The sequence below is a fragment of the Paucibacter sediminis genome (assembly GCF_030254645.1).
GTDB classification, from domain to species: Bacteria; Pseudomonadota; Gammaproteobacteria; order Burkholderiales; family Burkholderiaceae_C; genus Paucibacter_B; species Paucibacter_B sediminis.
This window is the reverse complement of sequence record NZ_CP116346.1, coordinates 1,052,808-1,075,987: the sequence shown is the minus strand read 5'-3', so window position 1 is coordinate 1,075,987 and position 23,180 is coordinate 1,052,808. Positions and strand designations below refer to the sequence as shown.

Sequence of the window (23,180 nt, the reverse complement as noted above, 5' to 3'; positions counted from 1 at the left end):
CGCGTGCCTTCTACATGTCCTTGCTAGCCACCGTCTTCGCCGCCGCCAACCGCCCCGCCCGCTGGGCCCGCCGCTGCGCCAGATGGGCCGTGGCCCTGGTGCTGCTGGCATGGAGCCTGATGCTGCTGGCCTGGCTGGTTTTGCACTGGGCGATTCTGCCGCACATCGATGAATGGCGCCCTGCGCTGGCGCGACAAGCCTCCAAATCGCTGGGGTTGAATCTGCAGATCGGCCAGATAGATGTGCGCTCGGGGGGCTGGATACCGGCGCTGGAAATGCGCGATGTGCGCCTCATCGACCAGCATGGCCGCGAGGCCCTGCGCCTGCCGCGGGTGGCGGCGGCGCTCTCGGCGCGCTCGCTGCTGGCGCTGGAGCTGCGCTTCGAGCAGTTGCTGATCGATGCCCCCGAGATGGTGGTGCGGCGCGACGCCCAGGGCCGCATCTTCGTGGCCGGCCTGAGCGTGGACGAGGCCGAGCGCGCCGAGGCCGGCGGCGATCTGGCCGACTGGTTCTTCGTCCAGCATGAGTTCGTGATCCTGAACGGCCGCGTGCGCTGGATCGACGAGGCGCGCCAGGCGCCGCCGCTGGAGCTCTCGCGCGTGGACCTGGTGCTGCGCAACGGCCTGCGCCGCCACGAGCTGCGCCTCGACGCCACGCCCCCGCCCGCCTGGGGCGAGCGGCTCTCGCTGCGCGGCCAGTTCACCCAGTCGCTGCTCAAGCGTCCCGGCGATCTGCAGCATTGGAGCGGCTCGCTGTTCGCCGACCTGCCGCGCGCCGACGTGCGCGAGCTGCGCCGCTACCTGGACCTGCCCTTCGAGCTCAGCGAGGGCGATGGCGCGCTGCGCGCCTGGCTGGAGATCAAGCAGGGCCAGAGCCAGGCCGCCACCCTCGATCTGGGGCTGCGCGCCGTCAAGCTCAAGCTGGGCAAGCGCATCGAGGCGCTGGAGCTGGCGCAGATCGCCGGCCGGCTCTCGATGCAGCGCAATGCGCAAGGCCTCAGCTTTACCGCGCGCCAGCTCGGCTTCGAGGATGGCGAGGGCCTGGTGTGGCCGCGCTCGGACTGGTCGCTCTCGCTGCGCACGCGCCAGGCCTCCCAGGTGCTGGGCGCCGAGCTGGGCGAGCTGCTGGGCGGCGAGCTGACGGCCCAGCAGATGGACCTGGGCCTGGCCGCGCGCATCATGGCGCGCCTGCCGGTGCCGGCGGCCGCGCACCAGCTGGCGCAGGAGATGGCGCCCAGCGGCCGCGTCAGCGCCTTCAGCGCGCGCTGGGAGGGCGCGCCCGAGGCGCCGCAGAGCTACCGCATCAAGGGTGCGCTGGACCAGTTGAGCCTGGCCGCCGGCGTGCCGGCCGACGCGCACGGCGCGGCCCGCCCGGGCCTGGCCGGGGCGCAGCTGCAGTTCGATGCCACCGAGAAGGGCGGCACGGCGCGGCTGGCGATACGCGACGGCATGCTGGACTTTCCCGGCGTGTTCGAGGAGCCGCGCATCCCCCTGCAGACGCTCAGCGCCGGGCTGGACTGGCGCATCGAGGCGCGCAAGGACGGCGGCCCGCCCCAGGTGGAGCTGCGCGTCAGCGAGCTGCGCCTGCAGAACGAGGATGTGAAGGCCGAATTCGAGGCCACCTGGCGCACCGGCGCCAAGCCCGGCAGCGGCCGCGGCGCGCGCCTGCCCGGCAGCCTGGACCTCAGCGGCCGCATCGACCAGGCCCCCGCCAGGCGCGTGGTGCGCTACCTGCCGCTGGTGGTGGGCGAGACCGCGCGCGCCTATGTGCGCGATGCCATCCGCGGCGGCGAGGCGCACCAGGTGCAGGCGCGCGTGCGCGGCGACCTGGCCGATTTCCCCTTCGACGGCCCTCATGGTGTGGGAGGTGCTGGCGCAGGCATCTTCCGCATCAGCAGCCAGGTGAAGGACGTGGAGCTGGCCTATGTGCCCAGCCACGCCGCCACCGAGACCAGCCCCGCCTACAACTCGCCCTGGCCGGTGATGGAGCAGCTCAATGCCGAGCTGATCTTCGAGCGCGGCAGCATGCAGATCCGCAAGGGCCGCGCCAAGGTGCTGGGCTACGAGCTCTTCAACGTGAACGGCGGCATCCCGGATCTGGCGCACCAGGCCCAGCTGGAGATGGACGGCCAGGGCCGCGGCCCCATGGCCGAGCTCTTGCGCTTCATGCGCAGCTCGCCGCTCTCGGAATGGACCTCGCATGGCCTGGACGCCGCCAGCGCCAGCGGCAACGCCAGCCTCAAGCTGGGCCTGAAGATCCCGCTGCTGGATGCCAGCAAGTCCAGCGTCAAGGGTCAGGTCTTGCTGGCCGGCAACGAGCTGCGCCTGCGGCCCGATGTGCCGCTGTTTTCCAACACACGCGCGCGCATCGATTTCGACCGCAAGGGCGTGCAGCTGCAGGCCGCCGGCGCACGCGTGCTGGGCGGCGAGGCCCTGTTCGAGGGCGGCAGCCAGGCCGATGGCAGCCTGCGCTTCAGTGCCCAGGGGCAGCTGAGTGCGGAGGCGCTGCGGCGCGCCAGCGAGCTGGGCCTGCCCAGCCGTCTGGCCCAGTTCATGAGTGGCTCGACCGGCTACAAGCTGGAGCTGGGTTTCGTCAAGGGGCAGACCGAGTTCAACCTCGGCAGCTCGCTGCAGGGCCTGGCGCTGGATCTGCCGGCGCCGCTGCGCAAGGAGGCCGACAGCACGCTCAACCTGCGCCTGCAATCGCGGCTCTTGCCGGTGAATGGGAATGAAAGCGCCACGCGCGACGAGCTGCGCCTGGAGCTGGGCAACCAGCTGCAAGCGCATTACCAGCGCGAGCTCGGCGGCGAGAGCGCGCAGGTGCTGCGCGGCGCGCTGAGCGTGCTGGACAACCTGCCGCCGCTGCCGCCCAGCGGCGTGCAGCTGCAGGCCAATCTGGCCAGCTTCGATGCCGACGCCTGGCTCGCCACCGCGCAGCGCCTGCTCGGCCCGGTGAGCCTGGAGAACATGGACAGCGGCTACGCGCCCAGCCAACTGGCCCTGCGCGCGCAGAGCTTCAAGGCCGCGGGCCGCCAGGTCTCGCGCCTGGTGGCGGGCCTGAGCCGCGCGCCCGAGCAGAACGGCTGGCGCGCCACCATCGACGCCGAACAGCTGAGCGGCTATCTGGAGCTGCGCCAGGCGCGCGCCGGCCAGCCCGGCCGCGTCTACGCCCGCCTGGGCCGCCTGGCCCTGCCCAAGAGCGAGGCCGATTCGGTGCTGCAGCTGCTGGAGAAGCAGCCCAGCAGCGTGCCGGCGCTGGACATCGTGGTGGAGGACTTCGAGCTGCGCGGCAAGAAGCTGGGCCGCCTGGAGATCGATGCCCAGCTGGTGGGGCCGACGCGCGAATGGAAGCTCGCCCGGCTGCAGATCAAGCACCCCGACGCGTTGCTCAACGCCACCGGGCAATGGGTGGCCGAGCCTGGGCAGAGTCAGCGCCGCACCCTGCTGGACTGGCAGCTGGACGTCAGCGACGGCGGCAAGCTCCTGCAGGCGCTGGGCCAGGGGCAGATCCTGCGCGGCGGCAAGGGCCGCCTGAACGGCCAGCTCGGCTGGCAGGGCTCGCCGCTGAGCCCCGACTACCCCAGCATGGGCGGCCAGCTGCATGTGGCGCTGGACGCCGGCCAGTTCCTGCAGGCCGAGCCCGGCGTGGGCCGGCTGCTGGGCGTGCTGAGCCTGCAATCGCTGCCGCGCCGCCTGCTGCTGGACTTCCGCGATGTGTTCTCGCAGGGCTTTGCCTTCGACAGCTTCACCGGCGACCTGCGCATCGAGAAGGGCGTGGCCCATACCAGCAATCTGCGCATGGTGGGCCTGCAGGCGGCGGTGCTGATGGAGGGCCAGGCCGATCTGGCCGCCGAGACCCAGGATCTGCGCGTGCTGGTGGTGCCCGAGCTCAACGTGGGCGGCGCTTCGCTGGCTTATGCGGCCATTAATCCGGCGATCGGCCTGGGCACCTTCCTGGCCCAATGGCTGTTGCGCAAGCCCATGGCAGCGGCCGGCACGGAGGAATTCCATGTCACCGGCATGTGGGATGCGCCCAAGGTCGATCGCATCGAGAAGTCCGAGCGCAAGCCGCCCGAGGAGGCGGCATCAGGAGCAGCACCATGAAGCTGGCAGCGATACAGATGGTCTCGGGCCCCGAGGTGGCGGCCAATCTGGCGCGTGCGCGCCATTGGATGGAGGCCGCCCGCGCCCAGGGCGCCGAGCTGGTGGCCCTGCCCGAGTATTTCTGCCTGATGGGCACGGCCGACGCCGACAAGTTAGCCATCGCCGAGGCCGATGGCGAGGGCCCGATCCAGGCCATGCTGAGCCAGGCGGCGCACGAGCTGGGCCTGTGGGTGATCGGCGGCACCCTGCCGATACGCAGCGCGCGGGCCGACAAGGTGCGCAATGCCTGCTGCGTCTATGCCCCGGACGGCCGTCGCGCGGCGCGCTACGACAAGCTGCACCTGTTCTGTTTCGACAATGGCCGCGAGCGCTATGACGAGGGCCGCGTGCTCGAGCCTGGCGACGCGCCGGTGACGCTGCAGGCCGGGCCGCTCAAGCTCGGGCTCTCGGTCTGCTACGACCTGCGCTTTCCCGAGCTTTACCGTGCCATGGGCGTGGGTGGCCCCTGCGACCTGCTGGCCGTGCCCGCGGCCTTCACCTACACCACCGGCCAGAAGCATTGGGAGCTGCTCTTGCGCGCTCGCGCGGTGGAGAACCTCGCCTATGTGATCGCGCCGGCCCAGGGCGGCACGCATCCCAACGGCCGCCGCACCTGGGGCCACAGCATGATCGTCGATCCCTGGGGCGAGGTGCTCGCCTGCCTGCCTGAGGGCGAGGGCCTGGCCATCGCTGAGCTGGACGCGCCGCGCATGGCCGCCCTGCGCGCCCAGCTGCCGGCCCTGCAACACCGCCGACTTTGATCGAGGAGCACGCCATGCAACGCCGCACATCACTCTTGGCCCTGCTGGGGGCAGGTCTTGCGCTCGCCGGCTGCGGCACGCCCGCCGACCCCGAGGGCATGCGCCTGAGCGTGGCCGACGGCCTGCAGCTGCGCGGCTGGGTGCCCGAGGCGCTCAAGCAGCAGGTGCAGCTGGGCCAGGTGCTGGGCGGCCAGCCGACCGGCCGCCTGTGGGGCTCCAAGATCGGCGACGAGGCGCTGCGCGTGGCGCTGCAGGAATCGCTCAAGGCCGCCGGCATGCTGGCGCCGCAGCCCCAGGGCGGCCGCTACGAGCTGCGCGCCGCGCTGCTGGCGCTGGAGCAACCCGCGGTGGCGGTGGGCGACGCCCGCGTGGCGCTGACGATGGCCTATGAACTGCTGGACAAGGCCAGCGGCAACAAGCTCTACCAGCGCGAGCTGCGCAGCGTGCATGTGGCCGAGTTCGGCGACGCCATGCTGGACCAGAACGAGCGCCTGCGCCTGGCCAACGAGGGCGCGCTGCGCAAGAACATCAATGCCGCGCTGCGGGAGCTGCTGGAGCTGCGCTACTGAGACGCGCCTGCGCCGGCTGCGGCTGGCCCAGCCAGGCTTGCCGCGTGGTCTGCAGGAGTTGATGGAGAGTTTGGGCCTGAATATTGTTCATGGCCCCAGTGTCGGGGCGCTTGATGACAGGCCGTTGAAGGCCGTGCAGGGCGGGGCGCCTGAGCCGGGGGGGGCAGGCGCTCGCCCGGCACGGTCTGGCCACCGTGCCGCCCGCATCTGCTCAGCGCACGACGCCGAGCTCCTCGCGCTGTCCGCGGTTGAAGGTGTAGAGCGTCAGTGCACCGTTCTTGATATCGCCCTTCTCGTCGAAAGCGACGGTGCCGATGACGCCGGGGTAGCTGATCTTCTGTAGCACCGGCAGGTACTTGGCCGGTTCGGCCGATCCCGCCTTGACCATCGCCTCGGCCATCACCTTCGTGGCATCGTAGGTGTAGGGCGAGTAGATCTGGACCTCGATGCCGAACTTCTTCTTGAAGTCGGCCTTGAACTTGTCGAGCGCCGGCCGCTGTGCCGCGTCAACGCCACCAGCGATCGCGCAGACCACTTGGCCGTCGGGCACCTGGCCCGAAGCCAGCTTGGGCAACTCGGCGGTGCAGATGCCGTCGCCGCCCATGAACTTCGACTGGATGCCCAGCTGCTTCATCTGCCGCAGCATCGGGCCGGCCACCGCGTCCATGCCGCCGTAGAAGATCACGTCGGGCTTGGCCGCCTTGATGCCGGTGAGGATGCCCGTGAAGTCGGTCGCCTTGTCGTTGGTGAACTCACGTTTGGCGATCGTCGCGCCGGCGGCCTTCGCGGCCTTCTCGAACTCGCTGGCAACGCCCTGGCCATAGGCGGTGCGGTCGTCGATGACCGCAACGGTCTTCGCCTTCAGCGTCTGTGCAGCGTAGCGGCCCAGCGTGCCACCGAGCTGGGCGTCGTCGGCGACCATCCGGAAGGTCGTCTTGAAGCCCTGGCGGGTGTAGCGCGGGTTCGTCACCGACGGCGCAATCTGCGGGATGCCGGCGTCGGCGTAGATGCGCGCGGCAGGGATTGCGGTGCCCGAATTCAGGTGGCCGACGACGCCGTTGACCTTGTTGTCCACGAGCTTCTGCGCCGCGGCAGTGCCTTGCTTGGGGTCGCCGGCGTCGTCCTCGGCCAGGAGCACGAAGCGGGCCGGGCGGCCGCCGATCTGCAGACCCTTGGCGTTCAATTCCTCGATCGCCATGCGGACACCGCTTTCGTTGTCACGCCCGAGGTGTGAGGCGGGGCCGCTGAGTGCGGCGACATGGCCGATCTTGACCACGAGGGGCTCCGCTGCGTGCGCGGACATGGCGAGGCAGGCCAGGGCGATGCCGCCGAGGCGTGATGGGGTAGGTTTCATGAAATCTCTTTTGTCGACGTCGGTGGGTCAAGTGACGCCACCGGACCGCGGTGGTCGTCGCCCCCTCTGTTGCTGACACCTGAGAGATTCGTGCGGCCCCCCGGGGGCCAGACTTGCTCCTTCGGCGTACCGGCGGACGTCAGGCAGCCGGCAACTCTGCAGAGTTCATCCGCGACATCGGTCCGTTTGCCTGAGAGTTTCCGGGGCGGTTGCTCCTTCGGCGCCGCGCGGGTGGCACGCGGACTCTCCCGACGTCGCTCGGGCTCGTGGCCGGCAAGACGGTCGACAGGCGACCTCGGTCTTGCGGTGAAGTTGATGACTATACCTGAGGCAAGGGTTAACCCTTGTTTTGGCCGCCTCAGCGCCTTCCGAACATCATCTGCCGCGCCAGCGCGCGCTTCAGCGGCGGGGCGGCCTGCAGCGCGGCCAGCGCCAGGCCGCGTGCGCCCGGCAGGCCGGGCCAGCGCCAGGCGAAGCTGCGCGCCAGGAAATCGGTGGCGGCGATCATGCTCCAGCGGTCGGGCGCACGCTGCCATTCCACGCGGCGCAGCGCGCTGTCGATCGCGCCCTCCGTGCGCAGTGCCTGCACCAGCGCATAGGCGTCGCGCAGGCCCAGGTTGAGCCCCTGGCCGGCCACCGGGTGCAGGGTCTGGGCGGCATTGCCGATGCGGATCACGCGGCCCTCCACCAGGGTGCGCTCGGCGTTCAGGCCGAGCGGGAAGCACTTCAGCGCGCCGATGCCGCGCAGCGGCGGCAGGCCCGGCGGCAGCAGGGTGTTGAGCACCGCCAGGCGCTGCGCGTCGCTGAGCGTGCCGATCTCGTCCTCGGCCTGCGGCAGGCACCAGACCAGGGCCGCGCGGCGCTGGCCGGCGCGCTCGGGCAGGGGCAGCAGGGCCAGCGGGCCGTTGCGGGTGAAGCGCTCGTAGGCCACGCCCGGCGGCGCGGCCGGGTCCAGCTCCACCGTGCCGACCCAGGCGTTCTGCGCATAGTCGCGCGCCACCGCCTTGCGGGCCTGCTCGGCAAACACGCCGCCCTCGGCCACCACGGCAAGGTCGAAGCGCTCGGCCAGATGGGCATCGCCGGCGTCGATCTCCACGCCCGATCCCTCAGGCTTGATGGCCGACACGCCCTGGCCGAAGCGCGCGGACAGGCGCTGCGGCGCGCGCGCGCAGGCTTGCAGCCAGGCGGCCTGCAGCGGCGCCACCAGCTGGCCGTAGCTGAGCACCGCGCCGAGCTGCTCCACGCCCTGCTCGCGCGCGCTGATTCTGACCTCGGGCTGGCCGCCGGCACCGAACAGCCAGGGGTGGCTGAGCGTGGGTGGGGCCTGGCTCACCTGCACCTGCAGGATCGCCTGCGCCTGCGCGGCCTGGCCCGCCTGCCAGGTGCCCAGGCGCTGCAGCAGCTGCACGCTGCCCAGCGAGAGCGCGAGGGTGCGCGGGTCGCCCGAGACATCGCGCTCCAGCGGCCGTGCGTCGAACAGGCTGATGGCCGCCTCCGGCAGCAGCTGGGCGGCCAGCAGGGCCAGGCTCAGGCCGGCCGGCCCGGCGCCCACCACGGCGAGTGACATGCGGGTCGGCGTGCTGGCTTCGGTGGGCATGGTGCGCATAGCGTATGAATTCGGAGTACGCCGGCGGGCTTTGCCGTGCGCCGCCCACTATAGCGGCGGGAGTCCGCTACGCTCTGGCCCTTCCCGATAGGAGTCCAACATATGCAATACCGTCGCCTGGGCCGCAGCGGCCTCAAAGTCTCCGAGCTCTCGCTGGGCTCCTGGGTCACTTATCACAACCAGGTCGACACCAAGGCCGCCACCGAGATGCTGGCGGCCGCCTTCGACGCCGGTGTGAACTTCTTCGACAACGCCGAGGTCTATGCCATGGGCAAGAGCGAGGTGGTGATGGGCGAGGCCTTCAAGGCGCTGAAATGGCCGCGCCTGTCCTACATCGTCTCGACCAAGTTCTTCTGGGGCATCAGCCGCGAGGCCAATACCGTCAATGCCAAGGACACGCTCAACCGCAAGTACCTGATGCAGGCGATCGACGGCTCGCTCGCGCGCCTGGGCCTGGACTTCATCGACCTGGTCTACTGCCACCGCCCCGATCCGCACACGCCGATCGAGGAGACGGTGCGCGCGATGAGCGACATGATCACCCAGGGCAAGGCGCTCTACTGGGGCACCAGCGAATGGTCGGCCGCCGACATCCGCGCCGCCTGGGAGATCGCCGAGCGCCACCACCTGCACAAGCCGGTGATGGAGCAGCCGCAGTACCACCTGTTCCACCGCCAGCGCGTCGAGCAGGAGTACGCGCGCCTGTACGAGGACCTGGGCCTGGGCCTCACCACCTGGAGCCCGCTGGCCTCGGGCCTGCTGACCGGCAAGTACAAGGCCGGCATTCCGGAGGGCAGCCGTGGTTCGCTGGAGAACATGGCCTGGATGCGCGAGCAGCTGCAGGACGCCGCCAAGAACGCCGCGGTGGCCGAGCTGGAGAAGCTGGCCGCCGAGCTGGGCGGCAATGTGGCGCAGCTGGCGATCGCCTGGGCCAACCACAACCCGCATGTCTCCACCGTGATCCTGGGCGCCAGCAAGCTCAGCCAGCTGCAGGACAACCTGGCCGCCCTGGCGCTGGCGCCCAAGCTGACGCCGGAAGTGCTGGAACGCATCGACGCCATCACCAAGCCTCTGGCCAAGTAAGGCAAGAACTGACCCCGGCCGCGTTGCACTGCCTGGGTGGCGCCGCGGGCCGCTAATATCGCGGCATGCTCGGGCGCGCCTTGATCCTGTGGTTTCTGTGCCTGCTGTGCGGCCCGGCGGCGGCGCAGCAGCCGCTGCTGGCGGAGCCGCGCTTCGATTCGGTGGGCGATGCCGGCTCGATCGCCGACGGCGTGGTGTCGGCGATCGCCCAGGACGGCAGCGGCTTCATCTGGGTCGGCACCAGCGTCGGCCTGGTGCGCTTTGATGGCTATCAAGTCAAGTCGGTGGCCATGCACAACGAGCAGCGCCGCCAGCTCGGCACCAGCTTCGTCCGCTCCATCCTGGCGGCGCGCGATGGCCGGCTGTGGGTGGGCACCGAAAGCGATGGCCTGGGCCTCTACGACCCCGCGGCCGATCGCTGGACCTTCTACCGCAGCAATGCCGCCGATCCCAAGTCGCTCGCCCCCGGCACGGTGCGGGCGCTGGCGCAGGACCGCGATGGCAGCATCTGGGTCGGCACCATCGGCGGCGGGCTGGACCGCGTCGATCCCGCCAAGGCGGTGTTCCAGCATTTCAACCGCGCCGGCGGCGGCATTCCCGACGACCGCATCCAGAGCCTCTACCTGGACCGGCGCGGCCAGCTCTGGGCCGGCACCTGGAACGGGCTGGCGCGGCTGAGCCCGGGCGGGCAGCGCTTCGAGCCGGTGTTCTCCGATGCGGCGCAGCCGCAGCAGCTGGCGGGCAAGATCATCTCGATGCTGGCCGAGGCGCCCGACGGCCGCCTCTGGGTCGGCACCCAGCAGGGCGAACTGGCCATCGTGGATCCCGTCAGCGGCGCCGGCCGCTGGCTGGCGCGTGCGCCCGCCGGCCAGGGCGGCAGCAAGTCCAGCTCGGTCTATGCGCTGGCGGCGCTCAACGACACCGAGGTCTGGGTGGCCAGCGCCACCGGCCTGGAGCTGCGCGCGGTGCAGGACGGCGCCCTGCTCAAGCAGCTGCGCCACGACGACGCACGCCCCTGGGGCCTGGCCGCCAACGATGTGCGCGTGCTGCTGCGCGACGCCGCCGGCTGGATCTGGGTGGGCAGCTATGGCGGTGGCCTGCAGCGCCACAACCCGGCGGCCACCGGGCTCTGGGTGCGACGCGCCGATGCCGACGCCGCGAGCGTGTTCGGCGAGGCCGATGTGCGCAGCCTGCTGCAGACCCGCGAGGGCGAGATCTGGGTCGGCACCAACGAGCGCGGCGTGGCGGTGATGGATGCGCAGCTGCGCGTGATCGGCGCGATCCGGCCGCAGCATGGCGTGGCCGGGCGCTTCCAGGGCGGGCGCGTGGGCGGCCTGGCGCAGGCGCTGGATGGCGGGGTCTGGGTGGGCACCGATACCGCCGTCTATGAATTCAGCCCGCGGCGCGAGCTGCTGAGCGTGCACAGCGCCGGCAAGGGCCGGGCGCGCTGTCTGCGCGCCAGCCGCGACGGCGCGATCTGGATCGGCACGCAGGACGGCCTGTACCGGCACGATCCGGGTGCGCGCGGGCTCGAGCGCGTGCAGCTGGCCGGCGGCCAGACCCTCAGCGGCGATGTCAACGCGCTGGTGGAGATGCCCGATGCCAGCCTCTGGGTGGGCGGCGAGAGCGGCCTCTACCGGGTGGCGGCGGGCGCGCGCGAGCTGCAGCCCATCGTCGCCAAGCCGGAGGCGGGCCTGGCCAGCAAATCGGTGCTGGGCCTGCTGGTGGACGCGCAGCAGCGGCTCTGGATCGATACGGCCGCGGGCCTGCACCGGCTGCAGGCCTGGGACGGCCGGCTGGCGAGCTTCGAGCGCGTGGCCGAGCGCCATGGCTTTGGCGGGCGCGGCTTCGGCGCCAATCTGCTGGCCGATGCCGATGGCCGCATCTGGACGCATCGCGCCGTCTTCGATCCGGCCGATGGCCGCTATTACGAGCTCAGCCCGGCGGATGGTGCCGACATCGGCACCGGCTGGTTCCGCGCCTATGCCCAGCTGGCCGACGGGCGGCTGGCCTATGGCGGCAACAAGGGGCTGCTGGTGGTGGAGCCCGGGCGCTTCAAGCGCTGGGCCTATGCGCCGCCGGTGGTGCCCACCGAGCTGCGCGTGGATGGCGAGCGCCGCCCCCTGGCCACCGTGGCGCAAGGCCTGACCCTGGCGCCCGGCGAGCGCGGCTTCAGCCTGGAGTTCGCGGCGCTGGACTACAGCAACCCGGCACGCAACCGCTACCGCTACCAGCTGCAGGGGCTGGACGCCGACTGGGTCGACACCGATGCCGATTTCCGCGTCGCCAGCTACAGCAATCTGAGCCCCGGCGACTACCTGCTCAAGGTGCGCGGCAGCAACCGCGTGGGCGACTGGAGCGCGCAGGAGCTGAGCCTGCCGGTGCATGTGCGGCCCACCTGGTGGCAGACCTGGTGGGCGCGCGCCCTGGCGGTGCTGCTGCTGGGCGGGCTGGTCTATGCGCTGGTGCAATGGCGCACCGGCTATCTGCAGCGCCAGCAGCTGGCGCTGGAGGCCAAGGTGCGCGAGCGCACCCTGGCGCTGGAAAACCTCTCGCAGGCGATGCGCGAATCCAGCCTCACCGATCCGCTCACCGGCCTGCGCAACCGCCGCTTCCTGGCCCAGCACATCGAGGCCGACGTGGCGCTGGCGATCCGCCGCCACGAGGGCCATCAGCAGCATGGCGCGCCCCTGCACGACGACGCCGACCTGCTGTTCTTCCTGGTCGACGTGGATCACTTCAAGCAGGTCAACGACCAGCATGGCCATTCCGCCGGCGACGCGGTGCTGCAGCAGATGCGCGGCCGTCTGTTGTCGGTGTTCCGCGATGCCGACTACCTGGTGCGCTGGGGCGGCGAGGAGTTCCTGATCGTGGCGCGCGCCACCTCGCGCCACCATGCCGCCGAGCTGGCCGAGCGCGCCCGCGCCATGGTGGCGGACCGCCCCTTTGTGCTGGACGACGGCAGCCTGCTGCACAAGACCTGCTCGGTGGGCTTTGCCTGCTTCCCGCTGGCGCCGGCGCATGCGCGCGCGCTCGACTGGTCCAGCGTCATCGACGTGGCCGATGCGGCGCTCTATGCCGTCAAGCGCGCCGGCCGCAACGGCTGGCTGGGGGTGGTGAGCGCCAGCGCCGCGTCGGACGAGGAGCTGCGCGCCTGGCGCCAGCGCCCGCTGGCCGAATGGCTGGCCACCGGCGCGCTGCAGATGGCGGGCTCGCGCGAGCGGCCGGTGAACTAGGCTTCCGAGAAAACTGGCGCCACCACGGCGCGGTCGCGCCCCTGCGACTTGGCCTGGTAGAGCGCCAGGTCGGCCTGGGCCAGCCATTGCGAGGCCGAGCTGCCGCGGTAGGGCACGCCGCTGACCATGCCGATCGAGAGCGTCAGCAGGCCACCGCCTAGCGGCGAGAGTTCATGCGCCAGGGCCAGGCCGGCCAGCAGCTCGCGGCAGCGCGTGGCCACCGCCCGCGCGCCCTCGGTATCGGTCTGCGCCAGCAGCAGCACGAATTCCTCGCCGCCATAACGCGCCACCAGATCGGCCGGGCGATTGGCGCTGTTGCGCAGCACCGAGGCCACCGCCACCAGCGCATCGTCGCCGGCCTGGTGGCCGTAATGGTCGTTGTAGAGCTTGAAGTAGTCCACGTCGACCAGCAGCAGCGACAGCGGCGCGCCGGTGCGCAGGCCGCGCCGCCATTCGTCCTCCAGGCGCTGCATCAGCAGGCGGCGGTTCGCCAGCTCGGTGAGGGCATCGGTGGTGGACAGGCGCAGCAGCTGCTCGTTGGCATGCTGCAGCTCGATCTCGAAGCGCTTGCGCTCGGTGAGGTCGCTGATCACCGCCACGAACAGCTGCTCGGCCTCGCTGCGCACCTCGGAGACCGAGAGCTGCACCGTGAGCGGCCGGCCGCTCTTGTGCAGGGCGTTGAACTCGCGCGCGCGGCCCATCAACTGGCCGCCCTGGCCCTGGCGGAAGCGCAGCAGGTAGTGGCCATGGGTGCTGCGCTCGGGTTCGTCCATCAGCATCGCCACGTCCTGGCCCAGCATCTCGTCCAGCTCGTAGCCGAACAGGCGCAGCGCCGCCGGGTTGGCGCTGCGCATGCGCCCCTCGGCATCGGTGGTGACGATGGCCACGCCGGCGGTGCTGATGATGGCCCGCAGCTGGGCCTGGCTGGTCTGCAGGGCCTGCTGGGTGCGCACCAGCTCGGTGACGTCGGCGCGTATGCCGATGGTGCCGCCCGAGGCGGTCTTGCGTTCGTAGATGCGCACCCAGCGATTGCCGGGCAGCTCCTGCAGCCAGGGCTCGCCCGGCGCGCGGTGCATCTGCATGCGCTCGGCCAGCCAGGCTTCCTCCTGGCCGATCGCCGGCGTCACCTCGCCGGCGGCGATGATGCCGCGCAGCAAGTCCTCGTAGCGCATGCCGGGCCGCCAATGCGGCGCGCTGGCCGGGTAGAGGCGCGCAAAGGCCTGGTTGTAGATCAGCAGGCGGTCGTCGGCGTCGAACATCGAGTAGGCCTCGCTGAGCGTCTCGATGCCTTCGATCAGCTCGGCGCGCTCGGCCCGGGCGGTGCGTGCGAGCGCCTCGCATTGACGCTGGGCATCGCGGGCGCGCCGCCAGCCATGGGCCAGCCAGCCCAGCGCCAGCAGCAGCGCCAGCAGCAGCCCCCAGGCCAGGCTGGCGGGCAGGTCGGCGGGGGTTACGGCGGGCGTCATGGCGGGTGCGCAGTGCGCACCGATTCTCGCCCTCGCCCCGCCGGCCCGGCCCCGGGCTAGACCCTAGCGCGTCACTGCATTCAGTGACGCGAGGCGCTCGGGCGTGCCCACGTCCTCCCAGGCCTGGGTGTAGAGCTCGGCGCTGATGCGGCGTGCGGCGATGCCCATTTCCAGGCAGGGGCGCAGCGCGGCATGTTCGCCGACGCGCACGCCCTCGAACAGGGCACGCTTGAACAGGCCCACGCAGGACCAGGTGTAGCGCGGCCCGCTGGCGTTGGGCGTGCTGGCCGCGCTGGTGGCCAGGCCCTCGGCGTCGATGCCGAAATCGCCGCCGGGCTTGTGCGGCCGGTTCGGCACCATCCACAGATGGGCCAGCATGTCGCTGCGCGCAAACGCCTCGGCGCGCGCCGCCGAGGCGCGGAAGTCCGGCAGGTGCACATCGGCCGAGGCGACCCAGAAGCTCTCGTCGCCATCGGCGCACAGCAGCGGCAGGGCCTTGGCAATGCCGCCGGCGGTCTCGAGCGCACCACCATGGTCGCGCGCCTCGTTGCTGTAATGCAGGCGCAGGCCCCAGCGGCTGCCGTCGCCCAGCTGCTGCGGGAACTGCTCGGCCAGCCAGGCGGTGTTGATGACGATGTCGCGCACGCCGGCGGCCGCCAGGGCCTCGATATGCCAGACGATCAGCAGCTTGCCGGCGACCTGCAGGAGTGGCTTGGGTTGGTGGTCGGTGAGCGGCCGCATGCGCTCGCCGCGCCCGGCCGCGAGGATGATGGCTCGCATGGGCCGGGAGTGTAGTGAGATGCGGCTCGCTAGAGCGCCGGCCCCAGCCCGATCGGCGCCGGCACGGCCGCCAGCACCTTCTGGAACAGGGCCTGGTATTCCTCGGCCGCGGCATGGCCGGTGAGCGGGTCCTGGTTGGCGGCGAAGGCCTCGTCGAGGTCGGCCCAGTCGGCCGGGCTGAGCATCTTGACCGCCAGCGGCAGGATCTCGCGCTCCTCGGTTTCCATATGCCTGAGATAGGCCGTCACATAGCGCTGCGCCATCTCCTCGAAGGCGTCGCGGCGCGCCTCGCCCATCATCTCGAAGGCCAGCAGCGCATGCTCGAGCTCGCGGATGGCGCGCTCGCCGCGGCCATGGTCCTGGTCCAGCTGGTCCAGCACCTCGCGGATTTCCGGGGCGCGTGCGCGCAGCTTGGGAAACAGCAGCTCGCTCTCCTTGGGGTGGTGCAGGCGCTCGGGGAATTCGTCCACATAGAACAGCATCGCGCGCAGGGCGTGGAAGTCCGGCAGGCTGTTGTGGCGGCGGTGCTCGGCCAGCAGCAGCGGGATGGAGCGCAGCATCGCGGCGAGGGCGCGGTGCTCGTCGCGGATCACGGTGAGGGTCAGGGCTTGCATGGTCTTGTCTCCGTTCTATGCCAGAGGTTGAAGCCTAGCGGGCCGTGACGCATTGCTCTGGATCAAGATTGGCGCCGCCGCGGACGCACGTAAAATGCCGGGTTTTCCCCCGCAACTCCATCCCGCACACACCATGGCCGATACCGCTGCCCGCAACACCACCCTGATGGCCAACGCCATTCGCGCATTGGCCATGGACGCCGTGCAGCAGGCCAATTCCGGCCACCCGGGCGCCCCCATGGGCATGGCCGAGATCGCGGTGGCGCTGTGGAACCGCCACCTGCGCCACAACCCGGCCAATCCGCAATGGGCCGACCGCGACCGCTTCGTGCTCTCCAACGGCCATGGCTCGATGCTGATCTATGCGCTGCTGCACCTGACCGGCTACGCGCTGCCGATCGAGGAGCTGAAGGCCTTCCGCCAGCTGCACAGCAAGACCCCGGGCCACCCCGAGGTGGGCATCACCCCCGGCGTCGAGACCACCACCGGCCCGCTGGGCCAGGGCATCACCAATGCCGTGGGTCTGGCCCTGGCCGAGAAGATGCTGGCCAAGGAATTCAACCGTGAAGGCCACGACATCGTCGGCCACCACACCTACGCCTTCCTGGGCGACGGCTGCCTGATGGAGGGTATCAGCCACGAGGCCTGCGCCCTGGCCGGCGCCTGGAAGCTCAACAAGCTGATCGCGATCTACGACGACAACGGCATCTCGATCGATGGCCAGGTCGCGCCCTGGTTCATCGACAACACCGCCCAGCGTTTCGAGGCCTATGGCTGGAACGTGATCGGCCCGGTGGACGGCCACGATGTGGAGTCGGTCGACACCGCCATCAGCCTGGCCAAGATGAGCACGGACATGCCGACGCTGATCATCGCCAAGACCACCATCGGCAAGGGCTCCCCGAACCGCGCCGGCACCGCCAAGGCGCACGGCGAGGCCCTGGGTGGCGAGGAGATCAAGCTCACCCGCGAGGCGCTGGGCTGGGCCCATGAGCCCTTCGTGATCCCGCAGGAGGTGTATGCCGACTGGGATGCCAAGGCCACCGGCGCCACGCTGGAGGCCGCCTGGGACGAGCGTTTCGACGCCTATGCCACGGCCCACCCCGAGCTGGCCGCCGAGTTCCAGCGCCGCATGGCCGGCGTGCTGCCCGCCAACTTCGCGCAGACCGCGGTGGATGCGGTGATCGCCGCCCATGGCAAGGCCGAGACCGTGGCCAGCCGCAAGGCCAGCCAGCTGGCGCTGGAGGCCTTCACCGCCGCCGTGCCCGAGCTGCTGGGCGGCTCGGCCGACCTGACCGGCTCCAACCTCACCAACACCAAGAGCACCCCGGCCTTCCGCCTGGAGGCCGATGGTTCCTCGAACGGCGGCCGCCACATCAACTACGGCGTGCGCGAGTTCGGCATGGCCGCCATCATGAACGGCGTGGCCCTGCATGGCGGCTACATCCCCTACGGCGGCACCTTCCTGACCTTCAGCGACTACAGCCGCAATGCCATCCGCATGGCCGCGCTGATGAAGCAGCGCGTCATCCATGTGTTCACGCACGACTCCATCGGTCTGGGCGAAGACGGCCCGACCCACCAGTCGATCGAGCATGTGGCCTCGCTGCGCCTGATCCCGGGCCTGGACGTCTGGCGCCCCGCCGACACCACCGAGACCGTGGTGGCCTGGACCATGGCGATCGGCAATGCCCAGCGCCCCAGCGTGCTGGCGCTGTCGCGTCAGAACCTGCCCTATGCGCCCAAGACCGCGGTGGACGACATCGCCAAGGGCGGCTATGTGCTGGCCGAGCCCAAGGAAGTGGGCGTGAAGGGCAAGGCCCGCGCCGTCATCATCGCCACCGGCTCCGAGGTGCAGCTGGCCCTGCGTGCGCAGGAGCTGCTGGCGCTGGACGGCATCGGCGTGCGCGTGGTCTCGATGCCCTCGACGAATGTGTTCGACCGCCAGGACGCCGCCTACAAGAAGGCCGTGCTGCCCGCCGGTCTGCCGCGCATCGCGGTGGAAATGGGCGTCACCGACGGCTGGTGGAAGTACGGCTGTGCCGCCGTGGTGGGCATCGACACCTACGGCGAATCGGCGCCGGCGCCGGTGCTGTTCAAGCACTTCGGGTTCAGCGCGGAAAACGTGGTGGACACCGTCAAGGTGGCGCTGGGCGTGGCCAAGCTGAAGGTCAAGAAGAGCAAGTGATATGACGGGGGTGCCAGCGGCACCCCTTTTGCATAGGTTCGACGGTTTTTGTTTTCTTTTCTCTCAAGGAGACTCACGTGACGATCAAGATCGGTATCAACGGCTTCGGCCGCATCGGCCGCATGGTGTTCCGCGCTGCCATCGCCAACTTCAAGGAAATCGAAGTGGTCGGCATCAACGACCTGCTCGAGCCCGACTACCTGGCCTACATGCTCAAGTACGACAGCGTGCACGGCAAGTTCGAGGGTGAGGTCTCGGTCGAGGGCAACACCCTGGTGGTGAACGGCAAGCAGATCCGCCTGACGCAGGAGCGCGATCCCTCCAACCTGAAGTGGAACGAGGTCGGCGCTGACATCGTGGTCGAGGCTACCGGCCTGTTCCTGGACAAGGCCGGTGCCGAGAAGCACCTGGCCGCGGGCGCCAAGAAGGTGGTGATGTCGGCTCCCTCCAAGGACGACACCCCGATGTTCGTGTTCGGCGTGAACGACAAGAGCTACGCCGGCCAGGCCATCATCTCCAACGCCTCGTGCACCACCAACTGCCTGGCCCCCGTGGCCAAGGTGCTGAACGACAAGTGGGGCATCAAGCGCGGCCTGATGACCACCGTGCACGCCGCCACCGCCACCCAGAAGACCGTGGACGGCCCCAGCAACAAGGACTGGCGCGGCGGCCGCGGCATTCTGGAAAACATCATCCCCTCGAGCACCGGCGCCGCCAAGGCCGTGGGCGTGGTGATCCCCGAGCTCAACAAGAAGCTCACCGGTATGAGCTTCCGCGTGCCCACCTCCGACGTGTCGGTGGTGGACCTGACGGTGGAACTGAACAGCCCCGCCACCTATGCCGAGATCTGCGCCGAAATGAAGGCACAGAGCCAGGGCGCCATGAAGGGCGTGCTGGGCTACACCGAAGACAAGGTGGTGGCCACCGACTTCCGTGGTGACGCCCGCACCTCCATCTTCGACGCCGACGCCGGCATCGCGCTGGACGGCACCTTCGTCAAGCTGGTGTCCTGGTACGACAACGAGTGGGGCTACTCGAACAAGGTGCTCGAGATGGTGCGCGTGATCGCGAAGTAATCGCGCTGCCATCGCGATGAGAAGGCCCCGCTTGCGGGGCCTTTTTCGTGTCCGCGACTGGCTTGTTTTTTTTGCGTTTCTTTACGGCTGCGGAAATGGGCCCGACGCCTACACTGGGCCGGATAGCCATGCGTCTGGAGATCCTGCCGTGAAGACCTTTCGTCGAATCCTTGCCGCCAGCGCCTTGCTGGCCGGCCTGAGCCTCGCCGCCGTTTTTTCGCCGCTGCCGGCGAGCGCGGCCGCCAGCAGCGTGAGCGCGAGCAGCCAGGCGCGCGTGATCGTGCGCTTCAAGGCCGCGGCCCAGAGCGTGCGCGCCAAGATCCTGGCCGCCGATGCGCTGCCCAGCCAGGCCATCCAGGTGGCGCAGACGCGCGGTACGGCGCTGGGCCTGCGCATGGGCCTCGCGCTGACCCATGCGGGCCGCAGCCTGGACGCGCGCACCCATGTCTATACGGCGGCCGGTATCGACGCGGCCACGCTGGCCAAGCGCCTGGCGGCCGATGCCGAGGTGGAGCTGGTGGCGGTGGACCAGCGCCGCCGCGCCACCGCGCTGCCCAACGATCCGCTGTTTGCCGAGGGCAACAGCGCCCTCGCGGCGGGCCAGTGGTATCTGCGCGCCCCGGACAGCACGGTGATCTCCAGCATCAACGCGGTGAAGGCCTGGGACAGCAGCACCGGCAGCGCCGTGGTGGCGGTGCTGGACACCGGCGTGCGCTACGAACACCCCGACCTGGCTGCCAAGCTGCTGCCGGGCTATGACCTGATCAGCGAGACCCTGGTCGCCAACGATGGCAATGTGCGCGACAGCGATGCCAGCGACCCCGGCGATGGCGTCACCCAGGCCGATGTGGACGGCCCGCTGAAGGACATCTGCAGCAGCAGCGATGTGGGCGGCAGCTCCTGGCATGGCACGCGGGTGTCCGGCCTGATCGGCGCGGCCACCGACAACGGCGTGGGCATCGCCGGCGTCAGCTGGGGCAGCAAGATCCTGCCGGTGCGGGTGCTGGGCCGTTGCGGCGGCTACGACTCTGACATCATGGCCGGCATGCGCTGGGCCGCCGGCGTCAGTGTGCCCGGCCTGCCGCTCAACGCCAATGTGGCGCGCGTGCTGAACATGAGCCTGGGCAGCGGCGGCTCCTGCGCCGCCAGCGACGCGACCGGCCAGCTCTACCGCGAGACCATCGCGGATGTGGGCGCCAAGGGCGCGCTGGTGGTCGCCGCTGCCGGCAACAATGCCGGCCAGGCGGTCGGCATCCCGGCCAACTGCCCGGGCGTGCTGGCGGTGGGGGCGCTGCGCCATATCGGCAGCAAGGTGGGCTTCTCGGCCGTGGGGCCCGAGGTCGGCTTGAGCGCGCCGGGCGGCAATTGCGTCAACGAGACCGGCGCCTGCCTCTACTCCCTCCTCACCACCACCAACCTGGGCGCGCAGGCGCCGGGTGCCAGCGGCTACACCAACAGCAATGCCAATGTGGGCACGAGCTTCTCGGCGCCCCTGGTGTCGGGCACGGCGGCCCTGCTGCTGTCGACGCGGCCCAGCCTCAGCGTGGCCGAGCTGGTGAACGTGCTCAAGAGCACCACCCGGCGCTTCCCGACCAGTGGCGCCGCCAGCACGGTGACGCAATGCCGCGCGCCCGACAGTACCGAACAGCTGGAGTGCTACTGCACCACCAGCACCTGCGGCGCCGGCATGCTGGACGCGGCCGCGGCCGTGCAGGCGGTGGCGGCCGCCAACACCGCCTCGGTGCAGATCACCGCCGGCGCCGCCGCGGTGGCCGGCCAGACGCTCTCGCTCAGCGGCGCGGCCCTGGGTCTGGCCGCCGGGCGCACGGTGGCGAGCTCGGTGTGGAGCATCGTCGACGGCGGCGGCATCGTCAGCGGCTTTGCCAGCCAGAGCGGCCTCAGCGCCAGCGTCACGCCCAGCGCGGCCGGCAGTTTCAGCGTCAAGCTGACGCTCACCGATGACCTGGGCTTTGTCTACAGTGCCAGCACCAGCATCAGCGTGGCGGCGGCACCGGTGAGCAGCAGCAGTGGCGGCGGCGGTGCCATGCAGGGCGCCTGGCTGCTGGCCCTGCTGGCCTGCGTGCCGCTGCTGCGGCGGGCGCGCCGCTGATCAGCGCGAGGCGCCGCTCGCCGGCGCCTGGGCGGATGATGCGGCCGCACTGGCCGCCGCCGCGGCCACCTCGGCGGCACAGGGCTTGAGGTTCAGGCTGCCGCCGTTCTTGATGGCGGCAAGCCGTGCCTGCAGGCCGCCATCGGCCTGGGCAAAACGCAGCAGGTGCAGGGCCTTGGGTGCCTGCAGGGGCAGCACGCGCAGGCCCTTCAGGGCGCGCTGCGAGAGCGCCTCGACCTGGTCCGTGGCGGCCTTCTCGCTGGCGTGGCGCGAGAGCACCATGCTGGGCATCTCGTCGGCCGGGCCGTCAAGGTATTCATAACTGATCTTGAGGCGCTTGTAGGTCTCTTCCTTGCGCGTCTGGAATTCCTTGTTGGGGAATTTGATGGTGGCCACCGCCCAGACGCCCGCCACCTCGCTGGCGATGTCCTGCCACTCGCCGGCGGCCACGCCGGCCTTGTCGAGCTGGGCCTGCAGGCCGTGCAGGGCCTCCGCGCCCTCCACCGGGCCCAGCTCCAGGCAGGCACGCGTCTGCAAGGCCTTGGCGGTTTGCGGCGAGACCAGGGTGAGGCGCTCGGGGTGTTGCTGCTGCTGCAGGCGTTCGGGTTCGCGGTCGCCCTGGGCGCGCAGGCCCGTGACGGCGTCCAGCCAGCCCTGGGTCCAGGCGAAGAAGGCCACGTTGGCGGCAAGCAGCAGGACCAGCAGGGCGCGTAGCATCAGCTACCCAGCCGCACGCTGACTTCACCGCCGCTCACCGGCAGCAGGCCATCGGCCGTCTGAACCAGCAGCTCGCCTTGGGCGCTCACGCCCTGGGCCACGCCTTCCAGGTTGCCGGCCACCACCTCGTGGCCGCGCAGCAGGTCGCGGCTGGCGTATTCGGCCTGCCAGGGCGCAAAACCGGCCTCGGCAAAGCGTTTCAGCGCCAGCACCAGGGGGCGCGCCACGCGCGCCAGCACGGCCGGGGCATCCAGCCCGGGTTCGAATTCGTCCAGGCTGGCGAAGCCGGTGCTGAACTGGCCCTCCAGGGCCTGCGGGGTCAGGTCTTGCCGGGCGACGTTCAGGCCGATGCCGATGATGGCCATGCGCTGGCTGCCGGCCGGCACGGTCTCGATCAGGATGCCACCGAGCTTGCGCCCGTCCAGCCAGATGTCGTTGGGCCACTTGAGCTGCAGGCGCGGCTGCGCGGCCGGCTGCGGCTCCAGGCCCTGGGCGATGGCGCAGCCCACCGCCAGCGAGAGGCCCGACCAGTCGGCCAGGTCCATCGGCACCGCCAGCGAGAAGGTCAGCGAGGCGCCGGGCTGGGCATGCCAGCTGCGGCCCATGCGGCCGCGGCCATGGGTCTGGTGCTCGGCCACCAGCAGGCAGGGGTTCATGTCGTGGGCGCGCCGGCCGTAGGTGCCATGCTCGCCGCCGCGCTCGCCGGGGTGGCGCGTATCGCTGCGCACGCGCTCCAGCAGGGCGGTGTTGGTGGAGTCCACCCGTGCCAGCACCTCGATGGAGAGGCCTGGCAGCACCGGTTCCAGGTCTTGCCAGAGGGCTTCAACCCCCCAGTGCTGGTGCGTAAGCGCGGAGTTGGGCACGCGTGCGGTCCTTGTCTGTCGGTCTAGCGTTTGGGCGCCAACATCGTGCCACGGCAGTCGGCCGAGCCGCAACGACAGGCATATTCTTTTTTCAGCTTGGGGGTGTAGCGCTCGTCGATCACCAGGCCGTAGTCGTAGAACAGCTCCTCGCCGGGGAAGAGGTCGCGCAGCGCCTTGATGAAGACGCGGCCGTTGATCTCGTCGGCCTCGCAGTTGGGCTCGCAGCTGTGGTTGATCCAGCGCGCGCTGTTGCCGCCGTACAGCGCGTCGATCACCTCGCCGGTGTCGAGCTGGAAATAGAAGGTATGGTTCGGGTCGCTCGGGTCGTGGGGGTGGCGGTCCATCGCCTCGTCCCAGCTGATGCGTTCGCCGGTGTACTCGATCAGGGTTTCGCCGGCCTCGATATGGGCCATCGCGTAGACGCCGCGGCCATGCACGCCCGAACGCCGCACCTGGATGCGCCTGCCGCTCGTCTTGATGACGTGGGCAGCATGGCGCGCGGCAAAGGGCTTGGCATTCGGCTTGGCTTGCGGCATGGCTCGAGTTGGTTACATTGAAATCATGGGTGCGCGCGTGTGCGTGTGCGCGCGAGGCCGCATTGTAGGCATGGCTTCG

The 23,180-nt window shown here is 70.5% G+C and carries 16 protein-coding genes and 1 riboswitch; of the genes, 8 read left to right on the top strand and 8 right to left on the bottom strand.

Going from position 1 to position 23,180, the window contains the following annotated elements:
- Window positions 1-14: 14 nt before the first annotated feature.
- From PFX98_RS04900 to PFX98_RS04890, 3 genes are read left to right on the top strand one after another with little or no spacing between them, the layout of a single operon-like run.
- Window positions 15-4,103, top strand: coding sequence for a YhdP family protein (locus PFX98_RS04900; RefSeq protein ID WP_285234052.1), 4,089 nt, complete (start codon window positions 15-17; stop codon window positions 4,101-4,103).
- Window positions 4,100-4,903 (top strand): carbon-nitrogen hydrolase family protein, encoded by an 804-nt coding sequence (locus PFX98_RS04895; protein ID WP_285234051.1) that lies wholly within the window; start codon window positions 4,100-4,102, stop codon window positions 4,901-4,903. Before PFX98_RS04900 ends, PFX98_RS04895 begins: the two co-directional genes overlap by 4 nt.
- A gap of 14 nt (window positions 4,904-4,917) precedes the next feature.
- The gene (locus PFX98_RS04890) at window positions 4,918-5,472 is read left to right on the top strand and encodes a hypothetical protein (RefSeq protein WP_285234050.1); all 555 of its coding nucleotides are present in this window, start codon (window positions 4,918-4,920) and stop codon (window positions 5,470-5,472) included.
- 211 nt (window positions 5,473-5,683) lie between these two features.
- Here PFX98_RS04890 and PFX98_RS04885 read toward each other — a convergent pair whose 3' ends face one another.
- Together PFX98_RS04885 and PFX98_RS04880 are read right to left on the bottom strand one after the other, a co-directional pair.
- Window positions 5,684-6,826: a branched-chain amino acid ABC transporter substrate-binding protein gene (locus tag PFX98_RS04885; protein WP_425334664.1), complete on the bottom strand. Its 1,143-nt coding sequence runs from the start codon at window positions 6,824-6,826 to the stop codon at window positions 5,684-5,686.
- Window positions 6,827-6,994: 168 nt separating this feature from the next.
- Window positions 6,995-7,087: riboswitch (glycine riboswitch) on the bottom strand.
- Window positions 7,088-7,184: 97 nt separating this feature from the next.
- The gene (locus tag PFX98_RS04880) at window positions 7,185-8,423 is read right to left on the bottom strand and encodes an FAD-dependent monooxygenase (protein WP_285234049.1); all 1,239 of its coding nucleotides are present in this window, start codon (window positions 8,421-8,423) and stop codon (window positions 7,185-7,187) included.
- Between the two features lie 111 nt (window positions 8,424-8,534).
- Between PFX98_RS04880 and PFX98_RS04875 the strand changes: the two genes are divergently transcribed.
- The gene (locus PFX98_RS04875; RefSeq protein WP_285234048.1) at window positions 8,535-9,515 is read left to right on the top strand and encodes a potassium channel beta subunit family protein; all 981 of its coding nucleotides are present in this window, start codon (window positions 8,535-8,537) and stop codon (window positions 9,513-9,515) included.
- A gap of 65 nt (window positions 9,516-9,580) precedes the next feature.
- Entirely contained in the window at window positions 9,581-12,751 is a 3,171-nt protein-coding gene (locus tag PFX98_RS04870) for a ligand-binding sensor domain-containing diguanylate cyclase (protein ID WP_285234047.1), read from the top strand.
- Here the strand turns inward: PFX98_RS04870 and PFX98_RS04865 are convergent.
- The 3 genes from PFX98_RS04865 to PFX98_RS04855 form a co-directional block, all read right to left on the bottom strand.
- Window positions 12,748-14,217, bottom strand: coding sequence for a sensor domain-containing diguanylate cyclase (locus PFX98_RS04865; protein ID WP_285234046.1), 1,470 nt, complete (start codon window positions 14,215-14,217; stop codon window positions 12,748-12,750). The two genes, PFX98_RS04870 and PFX98_RS04865, sit on opposite strands and share 4 nt — an antisense overlap.
- Before the next feature lie 63 nt (window positions 14,218-14,280).
- The gene (murU, locus tag PFX98_RS04860) at window positions 14,281-14,997 is read right to left on the bottom strand and encodes an N-acetylmuramate alpha-1-phosphate uridylyltransferase MurU (protein ID WP_285234045.1); all 717 of its coding nucleotides are present in this window, start codon (window positions 14,995-14,997) and stop codon (window positions 14,281-14,283) included.
- Between the two features lie 29 nt (window positions 14,998-15,026).
- Window positions 15,027-15,611 carry a hemerythrin domain-containing protein gene (locus tag PFX98_RS04855; protein ID WP_285234044.1) on the bottom strand — a complete coding sequence of 195 codons (585 nt, stop codon included), beginning with the start codon at window positions 15,609-15,611 and terminating at the stop codon, window positions 15,027-15,029.
- A gap of 133 nt (window positions 15,612-15,744) precedes the next feature.
- Here PFX98_RS04855 and tkt point away from each other — a divergent pair, with 133 nt between their 5' ends.
- The 3 genes from tkt to PFX98_RS04840 all read left to right on the top strand — a co-directional run bounded on the left by tkt (window position 15,745) and on the right by PFX98_RS04840 (window position 20,985).
- Window positions 15,745-17,799: a transketolase gene (tkt, locus tag PFX98_RS04850; protein ID WP_285234043.1), complete on the top strand. Its 2,055-nt coding sequence runs from the start codon at window positions 15,745-15,747 to the stop codon at window positions 17,797-17,799.
- 77 nt (window positions 17,800-17,876) lie between these two features.
- Window positions 17,877-18,875 (top strand): type I glyceraldehyde-3-phosphate dehydrogenase, encoded by a 999-nt coding sequence (gene gap / locus PFX98_RS04845; RefSeq protein WP_285234042.1) that lies wholly within the window; start codon window positions 17,877-17,879, stop codon window positions 18,873-18,875.
- Between the two features lie 148 nt (window positions 18,876-19,023).
- Entirely contained in the window at window positions 19,024-20,985 is a 1,962-nt protein-coding gene (locus PFX98_RS04840; RefSeq protein ID WP_285234041.1) for a S8 family serine peptidase, read from the top strand.
- Here PFX98_RS04840 and PFX98_RS04835 read toward each other — a convergent pair whose 3' ends face one another.
- Genes PFX98_RS04835 through PFX98_RS04825 form a run of 3 tightly spaced genes read right to left on the bottom strand, consistent with a single transcriptional unit; the run spans window position 20,986 to window position 23,101 of the window.
- Window positions 20,986-21,702, bottom strand: coding sequence for a hypothetical protein (locus PFX98_RS04835; RefSeq protein WP_285234040.1), 717 nt, complete (start codon window positions 21,700-21,702; stop codon window positions 20,986-20,988).
- A complete protein-coding gene (locus PFX98_RS04830; protein ID WP_285234039.1) occupies window positions 21,702-22,565 on the bottom strand; it encodes a biotin--[acetyl-CoA-carboxylase] ligase in 864 nt (287 codons plus the stop codon). The genes PFX98_RS04835 and PFX98_RS04830 overlap by 1 nt, the downstream gene beginning before the upstream one ends.
- Window positions 22,566-22,588: 23 nt before the next feature.
- Window positions 22,589-23,101, bottom strand: coding sequence for an SET domain-containing protein (locus PFX98_RS04825; protein ID WP_285234038.1), 513 nt, complete (start codon window positions 23,099-23,101; stop codon window positions 22,589-22,591).
- Between the last annotated feature and the right edge of the window lie 79 nt (window positions 23,102-23,180).